19 protein-coding genes and 1 riboswitch are annotated in these 17,737 nt (G+C 40.1%); of the genes, 1 reads left to right on the forward strand and 18 read right to left on the reverse strand.

The genetic code is table 11. The features are described 5' to 3' along the window. Positions 1-7 precede the first annotated feature (7 nt). Together H9648_RS09720 and H9648_RS09725 are read right to left on the reverse strand one after the other, a co-directional pair. The gene (locus H9648_RS09720; protein WP_191753649.1) at positions 8-1,684 is read right to left on the reverse strand and encodes a DAK2 domain-containing protein; all 1,677 of its coding nucleotides are present in this window, start codon (positions 1,682-1,684) and stop codon (positions 8-10) included. A 15-nt stretch (positions 1,685-1,699) separates the two neighbouring features. Then, positions 1,700-2,062: an Asp23/Gls24 family envelope stress response protein gene (locus H9648_RS09725; RefSeq protein ID WP_066240675.1), complete on the reverse strand. Its 363-nt coding sequence runs from the start codon at positions 2,060-2,062 to the stop codon at positions 1,700-1,702. Between the two features lie 235 nt (positions 2,063-2,297). Between H9648_RS09725 and rpmB the strand changes: the two genes are divergently transcribed. Beyond that, a complete protein-coding gene (gene rpmB, locus H9648_RS09730; RefSeq protein ID WP_066240673.1) occupies positions 2,298-2,486 on the forward strand; it encodes a 50S ribosomal protein L28 in 189 nt (62 codons plus the stop codon). Between the two features lie 466 nt (positions 2,487-2,952). Here rpmB and spoVM read toward each other — a convergent pair whose 3' ends face one another. From spoVM to remA, 16 genes are all read right to left on the reverse strand, one after another. Continuing rightward, positions 2,953-3,033 carry a stage V sporulation protein SpoVM gene (gene spoVM / locus H9648_RS09735; protein WP_007202502.1) on the reverse strand — a complete coding sequence of 27 codons (81 nt, stop codon included), beginning with the start codon at positions 3,031-3,033 and terminating at the stop codon, positions 2,953-2,955. 104 nt (positions 3,034-3,137) lie between these two features. After that, a complete protein-coding gene (locus H9648_RS09740; protein WP_191753650.1) occupies positions 3,138-3,782 on the reverse strand; it encodes a thiamine diphosphokinase in 645 nt (214 codons plus the stop codon). After that, positions 3,779-4,348: an energy-coupled thiamine transporter ThiT gene (gene thiT / locus H9648_RS09745; RefSeq protein ID WP_191753651.1), complete on the reverse strand. Its 570-nt coding sequence runs from the start codon at positions 4,346-4,348 to the stop codon at positions 3,779-3,781. The genes H9648_RS09740 and thiT overlap by 4 nt, the downstream gene beginning before the upstream one ends. A 97-nt stretch (positions 4,349-4,445) precedes the next feature. Beyond that, positions 4,446-4,552, reverse strand: a riboswitch (TPP riboswitch). Between the two features lie 21 nt (positions 4,553-4,573). Then, the gene (rpe, locus tag H9648_RS09750) at positions 4,574-5,221 is read right to left on the reverse strand and encodes a ribulose-phosphate 3-epimerase (protein ID WP_191753652.1); all 648 of its coding nucleotides are present in this window, start codon (positions 5,219-5,221) and stop codon (positions 4,574-4,576) included. Next, positions 5,221-6,111 (reverse strand): ribosome small subunit-dependent GTPase A, encoded by an 891-nt coding sequence (gene rsgA / locus H9648_RS09755; RefSeq protein ID WP_191753653.1) that lies wholly within the window; start codon positions 6,109-6,111, stop codon positions 5,221-5,223. Before rsgA ends, rpe begins: the two co-directional genes overlap by 1 nt. Before the next feature lie 2 nt (positions 6,112-6,113). Continuing rightward, entirely contained in the window at positions 6,114-8,141 is a 2,028-nt protein-coding gene (gene pknB / locus H9648_RS09760) for a Stk1 family PASTA domain-containing Ser/Thr kinase (protein WP_191753654.1), read from the reverse strand. After that, a complete protein-coding gene (locus H9648_RS09765; protein ID WP_225218815.1) occupies positions 8,138-8,992 on the reverse strand; it encodes a Stp1/IreP family PP2C-type Ser/Thr phosphatase in 855 nt (284 codons plus the stop codon). The genes pknB and H9648_RS09765 overlap by 4 nt, the downstream gene beginning before the upstream one ends. After that, a complete protein-coding gene (rlmN, locus tag H9648_RS09770; RefSeq protein ID WP_191753656.1) occupies positions 8,904-9,989 on the reverse strand; it encodes a dual-specificity RNA methyltransferase RlmN in 1,086 nt (361 codons plus the stop codon). The genes H9648_RS09765 and rlmN overlap by 89 nt, the downstream gene beginning before the upstream one ends. Beyond that, positions 9,982-11,355, reverse strand: coding sequence for a 16S rRNA (cytosine(967)-C(5))-methyltransferase RsmB (gene rsmB / locus H9648_RS09775; RefSeq protein WP_191753657.1), 1,374 nt, complete (start codon positions 11,353-11,355; stop codon positions 9,982-9,984). The genes rlmN and rsmB overlap by 8 nt, the downstream gene beginning before the upstream one ends. Positions 11,356-11,357: 2 nt before the next feature. Further along, positions 11,358-12,287 carry a methionyl-tRNA formyltransferase gene (gene fmt / locus H9648_RS09780; RefSeq protein WP_225218816.1) on the reverse strand — a complete coding sequence of 310 codons (930 nt, stop codon included), beginning with the start codon at positions 12,285-12,287 and terminating at the stop codon, positions 11,358-11,360. Between the two features lie 2 nt (positions 12,288-12,289). Then, positions 12,290-12,763 carry a peptide deformylase gene (def, locus tag H9648_RS09785; protein ID WP_191753658.1) on the reverse strand — a complete coding sequence of 158 codons (474 nt, stop codon included), beginning with the start codon at positions 12,761-12,763 and terminating at the stop codon, positions 12,290-12,292. A gap of 19 nt (positions 12,764-12,782) precedes the next feature. Further along, on the reverse strand, positions 12,783-15,191 hold the full coding sequence (gene priA, locus H9648_RS09790) for a primosomal protein N' (protein ID WP_191753659.1): 2,409 nt from the start codon (positions 15,189-15,191) through the stop codon (positions 12,783-12,785). Then, complete coding sequence (gene coaBC, locus H9648_RS09795; protein WP_191753745.1) at positions 15,188-16,396, reverse strand: bifunctional phosphopantothenoylcysteine decarboxylase/phosphopantothenate--cysteine ligase CoaBC; 1,209 nt, start codon at positions 16,394-16,396, stop codon at positions 15,188-15,190. Before coaBC ends, priA begins: the two co-directional genes overlap by 4 nt. A 141-nt stretch (positions 16,397-16,537) precedes the next feature. After that, positions 16,538-16,744, reverse strand: coding sequence for a DNA-directed RNA polymerase subunit omega (gene rpoZ, locus H9648_RS09800; RefSeq protein WP_191753660.1), 207 nt, complete (start codon positions 16,742-16,744; stop codon positions 16,538-16,540). Next, positions 16,744-17,361: a guanylate kinase gene (gmk, locus tag H9648_RS09805; RefSeq protein WP_191753661.1), complete on the reverse strand. Its 618-nt coding sequence runs from the start codon at positions 17,359-17,361 to the stop codon at positions 16,744-16,746. Before gmk ends, rpoZ begins: the two co-directional genes overlap by 1 nt. 15 nt (positions 17,362-17,376) lie before the next feature. Further along, positions 17,377-17,640, reverse strand: coding sequence for an extracellular matrix/biofilm regulator RemA (remA, locus tag H9648_RS09810; RefSeq protein WP_137789711.1), 264 nt, complete (start codon positions 17,638-17,640; stop codon positions 17,377-17,379). Between the last annotated feature and the right edge of the window lie 97 nt (positions 17,641-17,737).

Here is a 17,737-nt window from a genome sequence, read left to right on the forward strand (position 1 = left end):
TCATTTTTTACTCTACTGATAAGATGAATGAATAGATCGGCTGCTTGCCATTATGAATTTCAGCTTCCACATCAGGAAACTTTTCTTCAATAAATTCAGCAAGCTCCTGCGCTTCTTCTTCAGAGCTATCTTCACCATAGATGATCGTAACGATCTCTGAATCTTCATCTAACATGTTTGAGAGAAGTTCTTTCGTAACTTCTTGTTTGTCCGTCTTAGAAGTTAGAATTTTCCCTTCAGATATTCCCATAAAATCACCTTTTGCAATTTCAACACCATCGATTGATGTATCACGAACCGCATAAGTAACTTGGCCTGATTTAACAGCAGCAATCGCCTCGTTCATCTTCTTTTCATTCTCAGCCATATCAGCTGAAGGATTGAAAGCTAAAATAGAAGCGATACCTTGTGGCACTGTTTTTGTTCGGATGATTACAACTTCTTCATCAACAACACTCGCAGCTTGTTCAGATGCCATGATGATGTTGCTGTTGTTCGGAAGGATGAACACTTTCTCAGCGTTAACTTCAGCAATTGCTTTTACGATATCTTCTGTACTTGGGTTCATCGTTTGTCCACCTTGGATAACCGATGCGCCCATCGATGAAAACATCTCTTCGATTCCTTCACCCATTGCAACTGTAACGATACCATATTCTTTTTTCTTCTCTGAAGCAGGTTGCGAGTACGAAGGAATTACTTCGTTCTCGCTCTCTAGAATCGCTGAGTGCTGCTCACGCATGTTTTCGACCTTGATATTGATCAAGCTGCCATAACGATGTGCAAGTGTTAGCATGTTACCAGGTTGTTCCGTATGAATGTGAACCTTTACTACGTCTTCATCAGCAACGACTAGTAAGGAATCACCATGTTGACTTAACTCATTACGGAAGTTGATCTCATCAAATGGATTACTTTTGATCTTTTTATCTTCAAACCTAACCATGAACTCTGTACAATATCCAAAATGGATATCTTCCGTCTTCATGTGCATCTGTGCTTTATGATGCTCAGCGTTAACAAGTTCACCCATCGAAGGAGCATTTACTGAAACTTTTGGCAGTTCTTTGCCTTCTAATACAGCTAAAAACCCTTCATAAACAGTGACTAACCCTTGTCCACCAGAATCAACAACGCCCACTTCTTTTAGAACCGGAAGTAGATCAGGAGTACGGTTTAAGGAAGCTTTCGATTCTTTAACAAGCTCTTTCATAATGTATAGAATATCGTCTGATTTTTTAGCTTCTTTAACTGCTTTTCTTGCAGCATCTTTAGCTACAGTTAAAATCGTACCTTCTACTGGTTTCATAACAGCTTTATAGGCTGTTTCTACACCTTTATCAAATGCATTGGCAAATTCAGCAGCGTTAATCGTCTCTTTTCCTTCCATTGATTTAGAGAATCCTCTAAACAACTGTGAAAGAATAACACCAGAGTTTCCACGCGCTCCCATGAGTAAGCCTTTAGCAAAAGCACTGGCAACAGCGCCAATTTGATTGGATGTGTTCTTTTCTACTTCTTTTGCACCAGAAGTAATCGTTAAATTCATGTTTGTTCCTGTATCACCATCTGGTACAGGGAAAACATTAAGTGCGTCGACCATTGCTGCATTTCTTGTTAAGTTTGAAGCACCCTCGAGTACCATTTTTGAAAACTTTTTTCCGTCTAATACTTTTAAAGACACAAAACTTCCTCCTAACTAAGGGGTTGTCACCCTGACACCTTGAACATAGATATTGACTGAGTCAACCGCCAAACCAAGCATTTGATCCAGGGTATATTTCACTTTGTTCTGAACGTTATGAGCCACTTCAGAAATCTTTGTTCCATAACTAACGATGATATACATGTCAATATGTACTTCATCCTCTTCTTGTCGAACAACGATCCCTCGGGAGAAATTTTCACGTCCTAAAAGTTCAGTTATTCCATCCTTTAATTGCTTCCTTGATGCCATGCCAACAATTCCGTAACAATCAATTGCGGCTCCACCGGCTATAGTGGCAATTACTTCATTAGAAATATCAATTTGACCATAGGTTGTTTTCATTTCAATGGACATGCTTATATCCCCCTTTAATTTGTTAAATGGCTAACAAATATTTTACTATACATCAGCCTATTTTGAAAGGACTACTACATTTCACACTATGTAAATAGTATTGTCAAGGAAATTTACTTGAAAACCTTTTACGAATATGTTGCATTGCTTCTGAAGTCATGCTAATATTATTTAGTATTTAACATACGATTGAATTGATGCAAAGCTTTTTTTGCTGTAAAGGAGGTTCACCTACATGGCTCGTAAATGTTTTATTACTGGAAAAGGACCTAAAACTGGTAACAAGCGTTCTCACGCAATGAACAAATCAAAGAAAAGCTGGGGAGCTAACGTCCAAAAGGTTCGTATTCTTGTGGACGGAAAGCCTAAACGCGTATACGTATCTGCTCGTGCCCTTAAATCTGGCAAAGTTGAACGTGTATAAATAAAAACAGCAGCAACCGCTGCTGTTTTTTTCTTTGTCCAAAAGTGGAAGATGATAAAGATACTGTAAATTAGACAGTATTTTCTTTAACCGGACAGTAAATAATTCAATCTAGACAGTATTTACTTTTTAAAGACTCTCTCTAAATGATTGTTGCTTTTTTGGTGTTTTCTTTTTCTCATCTTAGGCAAGTTGATTGGAGCGTAAGGTTGCCTGCCTGCAACATGAGGTGCTTCTCGTAAGGCATGCGACGAGGAAGTTCACTTAGTTATCATAAACTTGTAGACACAGGAGCAGAGAGACAACCTTGAAGCGGATAGGTGGAGACTCCTAAAGGCGCAAAGCGGCAGGAGGCTCACCGTTCGCCCCATGGAAAGCGAGCAACCTGGAGCGGAAATCAACTACTTTCATAGAACCACTCATAAAATACAAAACAAAAAAAGCGCACAAGCGCTTTTTTTGTTTGTTATCCTTTTTTGAAAGAACCTAAGACGGCACGTACGAAGCCTCCTAAGAATTTAGGAAGTTTAATGGTATAAAATTTCATCTTACCCCTCCTCCAGGCCCATAAAAAATGATAAGAGCTAAACATAATTACTTTATTCCCCTTTTTATAAAAAGGTGCTTTGGGGGCCTGTATTCCGTGATTTTTTAATCACGGCTCTTTACCATCAATATTATGCCGGAGTCAAAAGAATAAGTACCACTTTTATTTACAAGCTCATTGGAAACACATAATGATGATCCAGCCTGAAGCTTAGCTTGTTCTAACGGATATTTAAATCCCTCTAAAGTTATGCCTGTCACTTCTTCACTTTGAGCCAGAAATGAGATGTATGAATATCTATGATCCTGCTCAATATCATAGCATCCCGGCAAATGTAAGGAGATCTCATTCCTACTATCCAAGATTCTTACATCTGCTCGCACTTTCAGACTTCTAATTAATAACTGGATGTTCATCAGTTCGTGATCTAGCCTTCCGCCAGTAGCGCCGAATATTCGTATTTGTTCCGGATCTTGTTTCAACGCCCACTCTAGTGCCAGCTCCATGTCTGTAGCATCTTTTTCAGATTGATATTGATTCACTTTTATTGAAGAATTCATTATTCTTTTTCTCTCATCATTAGAAACAGAATCAAAATCACCAAATGCATGCTGTGGAAAGATGCCATTTCTCAATAAGAAGAGCGTTCCTCTGTCGACTCCAATCCAAATATGATCTGTTGAATGATCGTATGGCTTGAGATCAGGAATCAAACGCTCAGGGCCTCCTGCAACGATGCTTATTCTCATGCTGCTTGATGACGACCGTTATGAGCAGCATGAAGTAGTTTCGGAGCCGTATTCGTTAAAAGAATAACAACTAGCGCAGTAATCCCGAAAATAACAATCATGAATGATCCGTTGTATAAGAATGAATAAAGCCATATGTTCATCTCTTCTGCTAGATCACTAAAAAAGATAACCCCTGATAAAACGTGCGAGATTGTCCTTAACAAACATCCTACGAAAATTCCTGTAACCATCAAGAACGTTCTCTTGCTCGCACTTTGAGAGATAGACGGCGCAAATGCCCCAGCAACACCTGCCAGAGCAAATGCTAAAGGATAGTCTAGGATCATCTGTGCTGGATGGATCACGTAAGGATTCACAAGAAGTTGAAGAAGTCCTACCGCTAACCCCGTGAGAACACCTGCTTTTAGTCCTCTTCTAAAAGCCATTAAAAAGATTGGAACCATCTCTAACGAAACAGAACCACCTTGTGGCCATGGACCGGCAAACTTAATTAATCCTAAGATCAATGATAATGCAGACATGATAGCAATTTCTGTTAATAAAGATATATTGTTTGTTTTCATACAAGATAACCCCCTATATTCTTTCTTCATGTTACCAGAAAAACAAAAAAAGCAACCGGCATGTGAGCTCGGTTGCTTTTGAGATATACATTCAAAAAGTCATACGACTCCACATCCCTACGCAGGTATGATCCAGCTTCAGGTTCAAAGGGTCGGGAGAACACTCCCCTCTCAGCCCTTTAAAGGACTCCCCCTGTGGTTGCTTATTTTATTTTCTGTAATCAATTATACACCACGAATGGCTTCGATTGCACCCTTTAAATCTTTCTTCCCATAAATGGCAGAACCAGCAACTAATACATTCGCACCAGCTTCAACACAAAGACGAGCAGTTTCAGGATTCACTCCACCATCAACTTCAATCTCAACATTCAATCCTTGTGTTTTTACGAGATCGGAAACTTCTTTAATCTTAGTAACCACACTCTCAATGAACGCTTGTCCTCCAAAACCAGGATTTACTGTCATCAACAATACAAGGTCAACATCTTGCAGTATATGTCTGATAGAATCAACAGAAGTAGCTGGATTAATAACAACACCAGCTTTTACTCCATGTTGTTTAATAAGCTGAACCGTTCGATGAAGATGTGGTGATGCTTCTACATGCACAGAAATAATATCTGCACCTGCTTTTGCGAATTCTTCAATATATCGATCTGGATTTTCTATCATAAGATGTACATCTAATGGAAGCTTCGTAACTGGTCGAATCGCTTGAACTACAAGTGGTCCGATCGTGATGTTCGGTACGAAATGACCATCCATCACATCAACATGAATATAATCCGCACCTGCTTCTTCAACAGCTTTTATATCATCGCCTAACCTTGAAAAGTCAGCCGAAAGAATGGAAGGAGCTATTTTAATCATCAGTACCTCCGTTTTTGATCTTTAATTTCCTGTAAAAAGCTTACGTAGTGGTCATAGCGGAACTTTGGAACGACTCCGTCCTCTACCCCTTTTTTGACTGCACATTTTGGTTCTGACGTATGTGAGCACCCTCTGAACTTGCAATCTCCACGAAGCTCGTTCATCTCTGGAAAGTACATCGATAAGTCTTCTGCTTCAATGTTTAAGAAGTCTAATGAACTGAACCCGGGCGTATCAGCAACTAACCCATTACCGAAAAGAATGAGTTCCACATGGCGAGTCGTGTGCTTTCCTCGTCCTAAATGGCTTGAGATCTCGTTTGTTTCAAGCATTAACTCTGGATTGATCGCATTTAAAAGTGAAGACTTACCTACACCAGACTGCCCTGCAAAGACGGTAACTTTATCCTTGAAAAGCGGATAAAACATTTCAAGGCTATCATCTGTTTTCGTAGAAGTTGGAATGACTTCGTAACCTAGTGTTTTGTACACCTCAATATAATGGTTGATCTCCTCGATCTCATCAGGTTTCTGTATAAGATCCATTTTCGAGATACAAATAACAGGCAAGATATCGTTCGCTTCGATGTGAACAAGGAAACGGTCTAATAAAAGCGTGCTAAAATCAGGTTCAGTAGCTGAAAAAACAAGAATAGCTTGGTCTACGTTCGCAATAGGAGGACGAACTAATTCGTTTTTGCGTTCCTTCACATCAAGAATGTATCCATCTGTTATATTGCTTGACTCGTATTCTACCCAGTCCCCTACCAACGGATTTATTTTCTTTTTGCGGAAATTTCCTCTTCCTCTGCATTGGAAAACTTCAGCTTTCCCATTTTCCTTAACGTAATAAAAGCCGGCTAGCGCTTTAACAATTCTTCCATCAGGCATGCTTAATCACCATCGTCCCCTTCCTCATCATCATCATTACTCATTCTTGCGTTAGCACTTTTAGCATCATCATAATTTATCGTCTCAGATTCCTGTTCTTTTCCGTTGATATATACAACGTAAGAAGCAGAACCTCCCTCAGCAATCGTCAGAGGCAGCTGATATTTCTTTTTGTCTGTGATCTGTTCTTCAACAAACACTTCATTTGAAGCGTTTTTATCGGAATATACAATCTTTACTGTAACTGGTTCTCTTCTGTCCTTCTTATCTAACTTAACTTCGATATCCTTTGTCACTGTACGGTCTTCGGCGGGTGGTTCCTCTTCGGTAGGCGGCTCTTCTGACTCTTCTGGGCCATCAGAGAGAACAACAGAGATCGTTGCTCCTTTTTCTACTTGTGTAAAAGGAGATGGATCTTGCGAGATTACTCTGCCTTTTTCAACTGTATCAGAGAACTCTTTTGAAAATTCAACCGTCAGACCAGCATTTTCGGTAAACGTTTTTACATCTTGTTCAGATGCACCGATCAAATTCTCTACTTGAACCGATGGAGTTCCTGAACTAACCGTTAGTGTAACTTCCGTTTCTGCAGGTGTTACTTTTTCATCGCGATCAGGACTTTGTTCGAGCACAGTACCTTCTGGCTCAGTGTCTGATTCTTCATAGTTGATATTGATCTGTGAGAAGCCATCTTCTTTCAGACGTTCTTTCGCATCTTCTATATTATACCCTTCTACATCAGGCATATTTTCCTTTTCAGGGCCTTTTGATACGAATAACGTGACGATTGCCTGCTGTTTTACTTTTGTTCCAGCTGATGGGTCTTGTCTTACTACAAGGCCTTCTTCAATCTCGGGATCAAATACTTCCTGCCGTTTCACTTCGAGACCTTCAGCTCTCAAGCTATCGAAAGCATCGACATATTCTTCTCCCGCTACATCCGGAACATTAACTTCTTCAACATAAAAGATAGAAGGCATCATCGTAAAAGCAGCAATTCCAGCTCCGCCTAATAAAAGAAGTGAGATAAGTATTATAAGCCACCAATTTCGTTTTTTCTTAGGTTTCTCAGGCTTTTTTTCTTTTACTACTTCTCCTTCAGCTTCCACTTTCTTTACTGGTGTCTCAACAGGTGGTACGACGATAGGAGGAATGTACTTTGTTTTTTCATCTTCCTCGCTTTCTTCGTTCCACTTTTGTTCATACATGCGGTCTGGATCTAACGCTGAATTCATATCGCTCAACAGTTCATCAGCACTGTTATATCTTCTTAATGGGTTTTTCGCTAACGACTTCAAGACGATATTCTCTACACTTTGTGGGATCTCAGGGTTCAACCTTCGCGGTTCGATCACGTTTTCTTGCAGGTGCTTTAACGCTACAGAAACCGGTGAATCTCCAACGAACGGTACTCTTCCTGTGACCATTTCATAGAGTACAGCTCCAAATGAATAAATATCCGATTTTGCGTTCGCGATACCTCCTCTTGCTTGTTCAGGTGAAAAGTAATGAACAGATCCAAGAATAGAGTTTGTATGCGTGATCGTAGCTGAAGTAATGGCGAGCGCGATTCCAAAGTCTGTTAACTTAGCTGTACCGTTATCTGTAATTAATATATTATGCGGTTTAATATCGCGATGTATGATGCCATAATCATGAGCGACCGCCATCCCCGAAACGATCTGCTTCATAATATGCAAAGATTCTTCTACAGATATTTTCCCATGTTCTTTTATGTATTGCTTTAGTGTTTTCCCCTGCACATATTCCATCACGATAAAATAGATTTCTTCATCTTCTCCAACATCATAGATGCTCACAATGTTCGGATGGTTAAGACTTGTTGCTGATTCAGCTTCTCTTTTAAATCGTCTGATGAAATCTTCATCTTTATTAAACTCTGAACGGAGAACTTTTACTGCTACATCTCTATCTAAAATTAAATCTTTTGCTCGATAAACGATGGCCATTCCGCCGTCACCAATAACTTCTAAAAGCTTGTAGCGGCCACTGACTCTTTTTCCTATCATGTTATTGCTTCCCCTTTTGTTTCTGTGTCAGAACTATTCTGTATAAGGATAGCAGTAATGTTATCTTCTCCACCGGCATCTTTTGCCCAAGTGATCAATCGTTCTACCTTCTCAGTAACAGACTCCATCGGATCTTGAAATACTTCATGTATACGTTTGGACGATACTTTATCTGATAGACCGTCCGAACAAAGCAAAAGATAGTCACCGTTCTGCCAAGTGATCGTGTTAAACTCAGCTTCTACGGTTTCATCAGTACCAACAGCTTTCATAATCATGTTTCTTCTTGGATGAATCTCTGCCTCATCCTCAGTAATCTGACCAGATTTCACTAATTCTTGGACAAGTGAGTGATCATCAGTCACTCGTTTCAGTTCGCCATTTGAATACAGATAACATCGGCTGTCACCGATATGAGCGACTGTGATTTCTTTGTTCGTACCTATAGCAGCCACAACTGTAGTGCCCATACCTCTCGTCTCAGGATTCTCCTGAGAAAAATCAAAGATATGTTTATTTGTGTCTTTTAATACATTCTGGATCCATTCTTTTACGTTTTCCAAATTTTCTTCGAATTGAGACCATGCTTCTTTCATCACTTTCAGGGCTTCTTGGCTAGCGATATCGCCAGCTTTATGTCCACCCATACCATCTGCGATAACTGCAAGAAAGTGTTCACCCTTTGTGAACACTTCCCCGCTGTCTTCATTATGCTTCCTTACCATTCCAACGTCTGTTTGAAAGGCAATTTGCATCTTCCCGTCACCTCGTCTCTTCTTTACGTTCCTTCGCACGCAGCTGACCGCATGCAGCATCAATATCATGACCTTGTTCTCTTCTGATGGTGGCATTAATGCCTCTTGAGGTTAACGTCTCTAAGAACTTAAAAATTTGTGTTTTTGGTGTTCGGACATAGTCTCTTTCTGGTACATAGTTTACAGGAATAAGATTTACGTGACACTTAATATCTTTGATTAGATCTGCTAACTCGTTCGCGTGTTCTTCAGAATCGTTAACTTTACCAAACAAACCATATTCAAACGTCACACGTCGGCCCGTCTTTTTAATATAATAACGAATAGAATCCATCAATTCGTTTAAAGGATACATTCTGTTTACTGGCATCAATCGGCTTCTCGTCTCTGTGTTCGCCGCATGCAGGGAGATCGCAAAGTTAATCTGCATGCCCTCGTCCGCAAATTTGTAGATGTAAGGTACAACACCACTCGTTGAGATCGTAATGTGTCGCGCTCCGATATTAAGGCCTTGATCGTGATTGATAATCTTTAAGAACGACATAAGTCCTTCATAGTTATCAAATGGCTCTCCTATACCCATAACGACTACTGAACTTACTCTTTCTTCTGTTTCATCAAGTGCGCGCTGAACTTGAAGAACTTGAGCTACGATCTCACCAGCTAGTAGATTACGTTTCAGTCCACCTAATGTGGAAGCGCAGAACGTACAACCTAAACGGCATCCTACTTGAGTTGTTACACAAATACTATTTCCATATTCATGTCTCATAAGAACCGTTTCAATCGAATAACCGTCTTGAAGCTCGAATAAAAATTTAATCGTCCCATCAGAAGATTCTTGACGCACAACTTCTTTTAATGATTTGATATAAAAATCTTTCTCTAGCTTCTCACGAAGACCTAATGGAAGGTTCGTCATCTCCTCAAAAGAAGACACACGTTTTTTATACAGCCATTCAAAGATCTGTTTACCTCTGAACTTTGGTTCTCTTATATCAGTAAGCCACGCTTCTAACTCATGAAGTTCTAAAGAAAAGATAGAAGGTTTGATATTTGGTTTTGTTTGTTTCTCTGTTAAAGGTTTAAGCATGTTTCTCACCACCTGTTGTCTTTTTTCTGTATGCTGCTATATAGAATCCGTCACTATTAAAATAATGAGGCATGATCTGAATATCTGATCTACCATCTATTATATAGGATTTTATGCTCTCAGGCATTTTTTCCGCAAATTGGGAATCCCACTCGAATTCTGGATGGTTTGTTAAGAACCAATCTGCAACGTTATCGTTTTCTTCTTTATCAACTGTACACGTACTGTACACGAGCAGTCCGCCTTCTTTGACCATATCTGAAGCAGCGTGCAAAATATCTCTTTGGATGTTCGTCAACCTGGTCACATCTTCTTCTGTTTTAGCCCATTTAAGATCAGGCTTTTTACGAATAACTCCGAAACCGCTGCAAGGCGCATCTACGAGAACTCTATCAAAGGTTCCTGATTCAAACTGATCAGATACTTTTCGTGCATCTAACACGGATGCTTCAATATTTTCAAGTCCAAGACGTTCTGCTTGTCTTTTGATCAAGTCAATCTTATGAGCATGAAGGTCTAATGAAACAACCTTTCCTTCTCCTTGCATCAGTTCTGCCATATGTGTTGACTTTCCACCTGGTGCGGCGCATGTATCAAGAATCGTTTCTCCAGAAACAGGATCAACTGCCCGTCCCACTAACATTGAGCTTTCGTCTTGGATCGTTACGAGACCTTGTTTATAAGCATCAGTTGCTGGAAGATAGCCTTCCTTAACGATGATACCTTCAGGAGACAATTCTCCTTCTTCTGCTACAATTCCTTCTTCTAAGAGAAGCTCCAATACGTCTTTTCTATTGCTTTTCTTCGTGTTCACCCTTGCAGTCACAGGAGAAGCTAATAAGTTAGATTGTGCCATCTTCTCCGCATCTTCTTGTCCGAACTGATCTCTCCAGCGGTCAAACAACCATTGAGGCATACTGTATGAAAGAGCTTCTTTTTCCGCACTTTCTAAAGCTTTCTTGTCCATGGCTTCTGTACCTTCTCGCTGAAGTTTACGTAAAATACCGTTTACGAGACCGGCTAGTCCTTGGTTTCCACGTTCTTTCGTTATCTCTACAGCCTCATGAATGATCGCATGATCAGGAACTCTATCTAAATATAACATCTGAAAAATAGATAGTCTCAGTAAAGAAAGTACCCAACGGTCTTTTTTCTTGATCGGTTTGTTCAACAATTGATCCAAATAAAAATCAATCGTGTTTTTTCGTTGTATCGTTCCGTACACGATGTTAGTCAAGAGTGCTTTATCTACACTCTTCATGTTCAGTTTCTGCAATGTTTGATTCAGTTGTAAATTGCTATAAGCCTGGTTCTGTTCTATTTTAAGTAGAACGTCCAGGGCGATCGCCCTAATGCTGTTATCCAACTCTACTCACCTAATCTCAAGCCTTTTGAAATGCTTGCTCCTTTAAGATAATCACTTGCTAACATTCTCTTTTTTCCAGAGAGCTGCAAGTCTGTAATGATAATGCTTGTTTTATTTCCTGTTGCCACCTGAAGACCTTTCTCGTGAACACCGATTACAGTCCCAGGCTCACCATCTGCACTTGTTTCTTTCTTTTCACCCCACCATACTTTAAGTGGCTGTCCGTTCAAAAACGTATAAGCAACAGGCCATGGGTGGAGCCCACGTATGTGGTTATAAATTTCTTCACCTGACAATGTCCAATCGATCTTCTCTTGATCACGAGTGATGTTCCAAGCAAATGAAACTTCCTCATCTACTTGGGGCAAAGGGTCTAGTTTTCCATCAACAAGTTGAGGAATGGTTTCAGACAATAACTTTGCACCTGCTGCACTCAACTTATCGTGCATCGAACCAACGTGATCACTTTCTTCGATTTCAACTTCAACTTGGGTAAGTATATCACCTGCATCCAATTTTTCAACCATATACATGATCGTGATCCCCGTCTTGTTGTTTCCGTCCATGATACATTTGTGGATCGGAGCACCTCCACGATACTTCGGAAGCAATGATGCATGAACATTGATACATCCATGCTGAGGTGTTTCAAGAATCGCCTTTGGTAAAATCTGACCATATGCTGCTGTGACGATTAAGTCTGGTTGAAGAGCGATGATCTCTTCATAGTCTTCTCGCAGTTTTATAGGCTGATACACAGAAATTCCATGTTTTAAAGCTTCCTCTTTAACAGGAGTCTGCTTGATCTCTTTTTTTCTGCCTACAGGCTTGTCAGGCTGTGTGACAACACCAACGACATTGTAGCCATCTTCAACGAGCTGACGAAGAACAGGTACGGAAAAATCAGGTGTTCCCATAAATAATACTTTCATGTTTATCCCTCCAGTTCTTCCGTCTCGTAATATTCGATTACTTTTGATGTAAACAAGATTCCATGCAGGTGATCGATTTCATGTTGGATGGCACGAGCAAGAAAATCACTTGCTTTTAATGTAAACTCTTTTCCGTTTACGTCTTGAGCTGTAACGGTAACTTCAAAAGGACGTTCGACTTCACCAAATAATCCTGGGAAACTTAAACAGCCTTCAGGGCCACTCTGGCTTCCAGAAGCTTTTTTAATAACTGGGTTTATTAGAACAAGCTGACCCGTCTCATCACCAATATCTACAACTGCGATCTGTTCTGCAATTCCGATCTGTGGTGCAGCGAGTCCAACTCCTTCTGCCTCATACATAGTCTCGAACATATCTTTAACTAACTTCTTTAACTTTTTATCGAATGTTTTTACTGGTTCACAAGCTGTCTCTAACACTGGATGTGGATGTTCTACAATTTTAAGAATGGTCATTTTGTATCTCCTTAACTAGCTACATAAGTGTTTGGGCGTTTAAATCACCCGTTATCTGAAGATCTTTAATCTCTTTATCTTTTTGGAAATGAGCAATAATCTCTTCAAACCAGATTCTTAGCTCCGGCTCATTTTTGTATTTTATCATGACCTGATAGCGATATCTATCCTTCACACGTGCAATGGGTGAAGTTACAGGTCCAAGAAGCAGACTATCCGGTGATAACCTCTTCGATAGGTAGGTTGCTGCTTTCTCGCTCGATTCAACCACTTGCATGAGATCGGGATGACTGAACGTTAACAATCCTAAATAATAAAAGGGTGGATACTGATGAAGTTTCCGAGTTTGCATCTCTTGATTATAAAAGGTGTGAAAATCGTGCTTGGATGCTAATTGAATACTGTAATGCTGAGTATCATATCCTTGTACAATAACCTTTCCCTCAAGTTCGTGTCTGCCTGCACGGCCACTCACTTGTGTGAGAAGCTGGAAGGTTTTTTCGGAAGCTCTAAAGTCTGGAAGATGAAGCATCGTATCTGCAGCCAAAACGCCTACTAATGTTACTTTTGGAAAATCCAGCCCTTTTGCGATCATCTGTGTACCGAGCAGGATATCAGCTTCACCGTTTTCAAATGCTGTTAACAGCTTTTCGTGACTGCCTTTCTTTGAAGTCGTATCAACATCCATCCGAATCACCCGTGCTTCAGGAAGGACTTTTGCAAGTTCTTCTTCAACTTTCTGTGTTCCTGTTCCAAAAAAACGGATATGTTCGGAAGTACAACTAGGACAAACAGAAGGTGTACTCTCTTTATAACCGCAATAATGGCATTTTAATTCACCAAAACGCTTATGGTAGGTTAAAGAAATGTCACAGTGAGGACATTGTGCTACATAGCCACAATCTCTGCAAAGAATAAAAGAAGCATAGCCTCTTCGATTTAAGAACAATACCGACTGTTCTCCTTTTTGAAGTCCGTTCTTCAGCTTGTCCATCAAAGCAAGGGAAAACATAGAGCGGTTCCCGTTCTTCAGTTCCTCTCTCATATCTACTATGGTGACTTCTGGCATCGGATTAGCATGTACGCGGTTAGCTAGCTCCGCTAATTGATACCTTCCTTTTTGAGCTCTTGCATATGTCTCAAGTGCCGGTGTAGCACTTCCAAGTACGATTGGACAAGAATGATAGTTTCCTCTCCAAATCGCAACATCTCGTGCGTGATAGCGCGGGTGATCTTCTTGCTTATAACTTGTTTCGTGCTCTTCATCGATAATGACGATTCCTAAGTTCTGGAACGGAGCAAAGATCGCGGATCGCGCTCCAACAACGACGGAAACTTCTTTTCTAAGAATCTTTCGCCATTCATCATATTTTTCTCCAATCGATAATCCACTATGAAGAACTGCAACTGCACTACCGAAACGACCTTTAAAGCGGTTTACCATCTGGGGTGTTAAAGAGATCTCAGGTACGAGTACGATTGCTTCTTTTCCTTTATCCAGTACATTTTGGATGGACTGCAGATAGATCTCTGTTTTTCCACTTCCTGTTACACCATGGAGAAGGACCGTTTTATGTTCATTGTTCTCGATAGCTTGAAGAATCGGTTTAATCGCATTTCCTTGGTTTTCAGTTAATGCAAGAGGCTGTGTTCGTTTCATAGTACGGCCTTGAAACGGATCACGATAGACCTCTTTTTCTTCTATAGAAAGAATGCCTTTTTTTGATAGTGTTTGTGCTGTTGAGAGAGTAGCTCCTGTTTCATTTAAAATCTCCTGCAGAGAGTACTCTCCATCTGGCCGATGTAAGAGTTCTAACAGGATCGCCTTTTGTTTTTCAGCATTTTTATTCAGCTTTTGAACCTGTTCTTCAGTTATAGCCCGCTCTCTGATAGAAACGAATTTTTGCTTCTTTTTATTCGCTTTATTTTTCACTTTATAAACAACATCAAGAATTCCTTCTTTCGCCAACGACTGCAAGAGTGGTAACAGATCAGGATTTGCTTTTGTCACATCACTTACATGAATCTCGTTGTTGACTGAAAGAAGGGGACGTATCGATTCAGGAAGTTTATCAGATCTCAGCACTTGAAATGACTTTTCATAAGTAGCTTTCATTGCAGCTGGCAACATGGCTTGATAAGCTGTAATGTAAAAACTAAGTGTATTCTCAGCCAGCCACCTTCCTAACTCGATCAGTTCGGACGTTATCACAGGCAACGGGTCCAGAATCTCCGTTATATTTTTCATTCCTTTTACCGTAGAAGTTGATTTCACCTCTAAGATAAAACCTTGAAGCTTTCTCGGCCCAAACGGAACGATAACACGCATCCCAGGCTCAGCCCATTCTTCCCAAACTGCTGGAATTTTATAGTCAAAGGTTTTGTTTACACTTCCTGAAGGAACATCAACTACGACTGCCGCGATCATCTTTTCATCAATTCCATAACTTCTACTAATATTTCATGTGCTGCATCTTCCTTTGACAGAATCGGCAGTACCTTCTTAGTTCCATCTTTCTTGATCATAATAATCTCGTTCGTGTCGCTTCCAAAACCTGATCCTTCTTTTGATACATCATTACCTACAACCATATCTAGGTTTTTTCGAATCATCTTATCTTTTGCATAGTTCTCAAGATTTTCTGTCTCTGCCGCAAATCCTACTAAAACTTGATGTTCTTTTTTCTCACCAAGGGACTGCAGGATATCAATCGTCTTTTTCATCTCGATCGTCCAAAGATCGTTTTTCTTCTTAAATTTCTTTGAATGAACCGTAACAGGTGTATAATCTGCTACGGCAGCACATTTAATAACAACATCTTGTTCATGAAAACGAGACATTGTCGCTTCAAACATATCTTTAGTGGAAACGATCTTTTCAATAGTAATGCCTTGAGGTTCTGGTAAAGCAGTTGGTCCTGTAACAAGGGTCACATCTGCACCTAGTTTTTTTGCGACTGATGCGATTGCATATCCCATCTTACCTGAAGAATGGTTTGTAAAGTAACGAACAGGGTCCAATTCCTCTCTAGTTGGACCAGCTGTTACGAGTATTTTCTTCCCAGTTAACGGCTTATCTCCAGCCTTTTTTTCATTAAAATAAGCATGAACAGATTCTATCAATTCTTCTGGTTCTGCAAGTCTTCCTTTACCTATCCATCCACATGCTAAAAGCCCTTCGTTCGGTTCGATAAAACGCCATCCGAATGAAGCTAATGTTTCCATATTCTTCTTAACCGCAGGATGGTTAAACATGTTTACGTTCATAGCAGGTGCGATCAAAACGTCTGCTTTTGTTGCGAGCAATGTTGTTGTGAGCATGTCATCTGCGATTCCATTAGCCAGCTTACCAATAGAGTTCGCTGTCGCCGGAGCAATCAAAACAAGATCTGCCCAGTCTGCAAGGTCGATGTGACTAACAACTGCAGGATCTTTTTCCTCGAACGTATCTGTATAAACTTCTTCTCTTGTCAGCGTTTGAAAGGTAAGTGGTGTGATGAACTTTTGTGCAGATTCAGTAAGGATTACTTTTACTTCGTATCCGTTTTGAAATAATCTGCTTGCTACTGTTGCCGCCTTATATGCAGCTATTCCGCCTGAAACTGCAAGCAATATTTTCTTCTTTTCCATAATAAACCCCTTCCGCCGCTCTTGACTTATATATACTAACTCTATTTTACAGCATTTCTATGTATTAAAAAATATATTGAAATCTGTCGAAAACAAAAAAATAACAACCTTTAGTCAAGGTTGTATATTTTTTCACTTGTTCTATTAATCTTCAGGTGTTTCTCCGACTTTCATTAATATACCGGATTGAATTTCTTCAAGTGCTTTACCGACAAACTTGTGTGATACAGGTTTTGCGATCTGCTGATTTTCGTATTTCTGAATTTCTCTAGCGCGCTTAGAACTAAGAGTAACTAGTGAGTATTTTGAATCTATCTTTTCCATAAGAGAATCGATGGATGGATATAGCATTATTTGTCATCTCCTAAAATTTTTTCATATTTTGGACGAACTCGATCCACACGGCAATGCTCAGTAGTAATAATCGCTTTGATTCGATTACAAGCAGCTTCGATCTCATCATTCACAACAGAATAGTCATAGTGTCTCATGAGTTCGATTTCTTCTTTTGCAACAGACATGCGGTTGTTGATCAGATCTTCAGTCTCAGTACCGCGTCCAACAATACGACTTCTTAGTTCATCCAGACTTGGCGGTGTTAAAAAGATGAACACACCTTCTGGAAAAATGTTTTTCACTTGAAGCGCACCTTGAACTTCAATCTCTAATATAACATCCTTGCCTTCATCAAGCGTTTGGTTCACATATTCAATCGGCGTACCATAATAGTTGCCAACATATTCTGCCCACTCGAGCAGTTCTTTATTTTCGATCATGTTTAGGAACTCTTCTTTTGATTTAAAGAAGTACTCTACCCCATGCCGTTCGCCTTCACGCGGCTTTCTAGTCGTTGCTGAAACGGAGTATTGAATGTCCAGCTTTTGTTCACGCAGCGCTTTACAAACAGTACCTTTTCCAACACCCGACGGACCGGAAAGTACAAACAGAATGCCTCTTTCTTTTTCCATAAAAACCTCCACAACCTAACTTTCTTCTGAGCCCTCATCAACCGACATCAGTCTGTGAGCTACTGTTTCAGGCTGAACAGCTGACAAGATGACATGATCACTGTCAGTCACAACAACCGCTCTCGTTCTGCGGCCATATGTAGCATCAATCAGCATGTTTTTTTCTCGTGCGACCGTGATTAATCGTTTGATCGGTGCAGATTCAGGACTGACTACCGCAATAATTCGGTGAGCAGCAACAATATTTCCGTACCCAATATTAATTAATTTCATCTTCAAACGCCCCTAACCTGCTACTATTCTAGCCAAATGGAATAACGGGTCATACGCTAATTGTACGATATTGTGAAAAACTGTACACATGTTCTTATATTCT

The organism is Fictibacillus norfolkensis (genome assembly GCF_014836645.1).
Lineage (GTDB): Bacteria > Bacillota > Bacilli > Bacillales > Fictibacillaceae > Fictibacillus > Fictibacillus norfolkensis.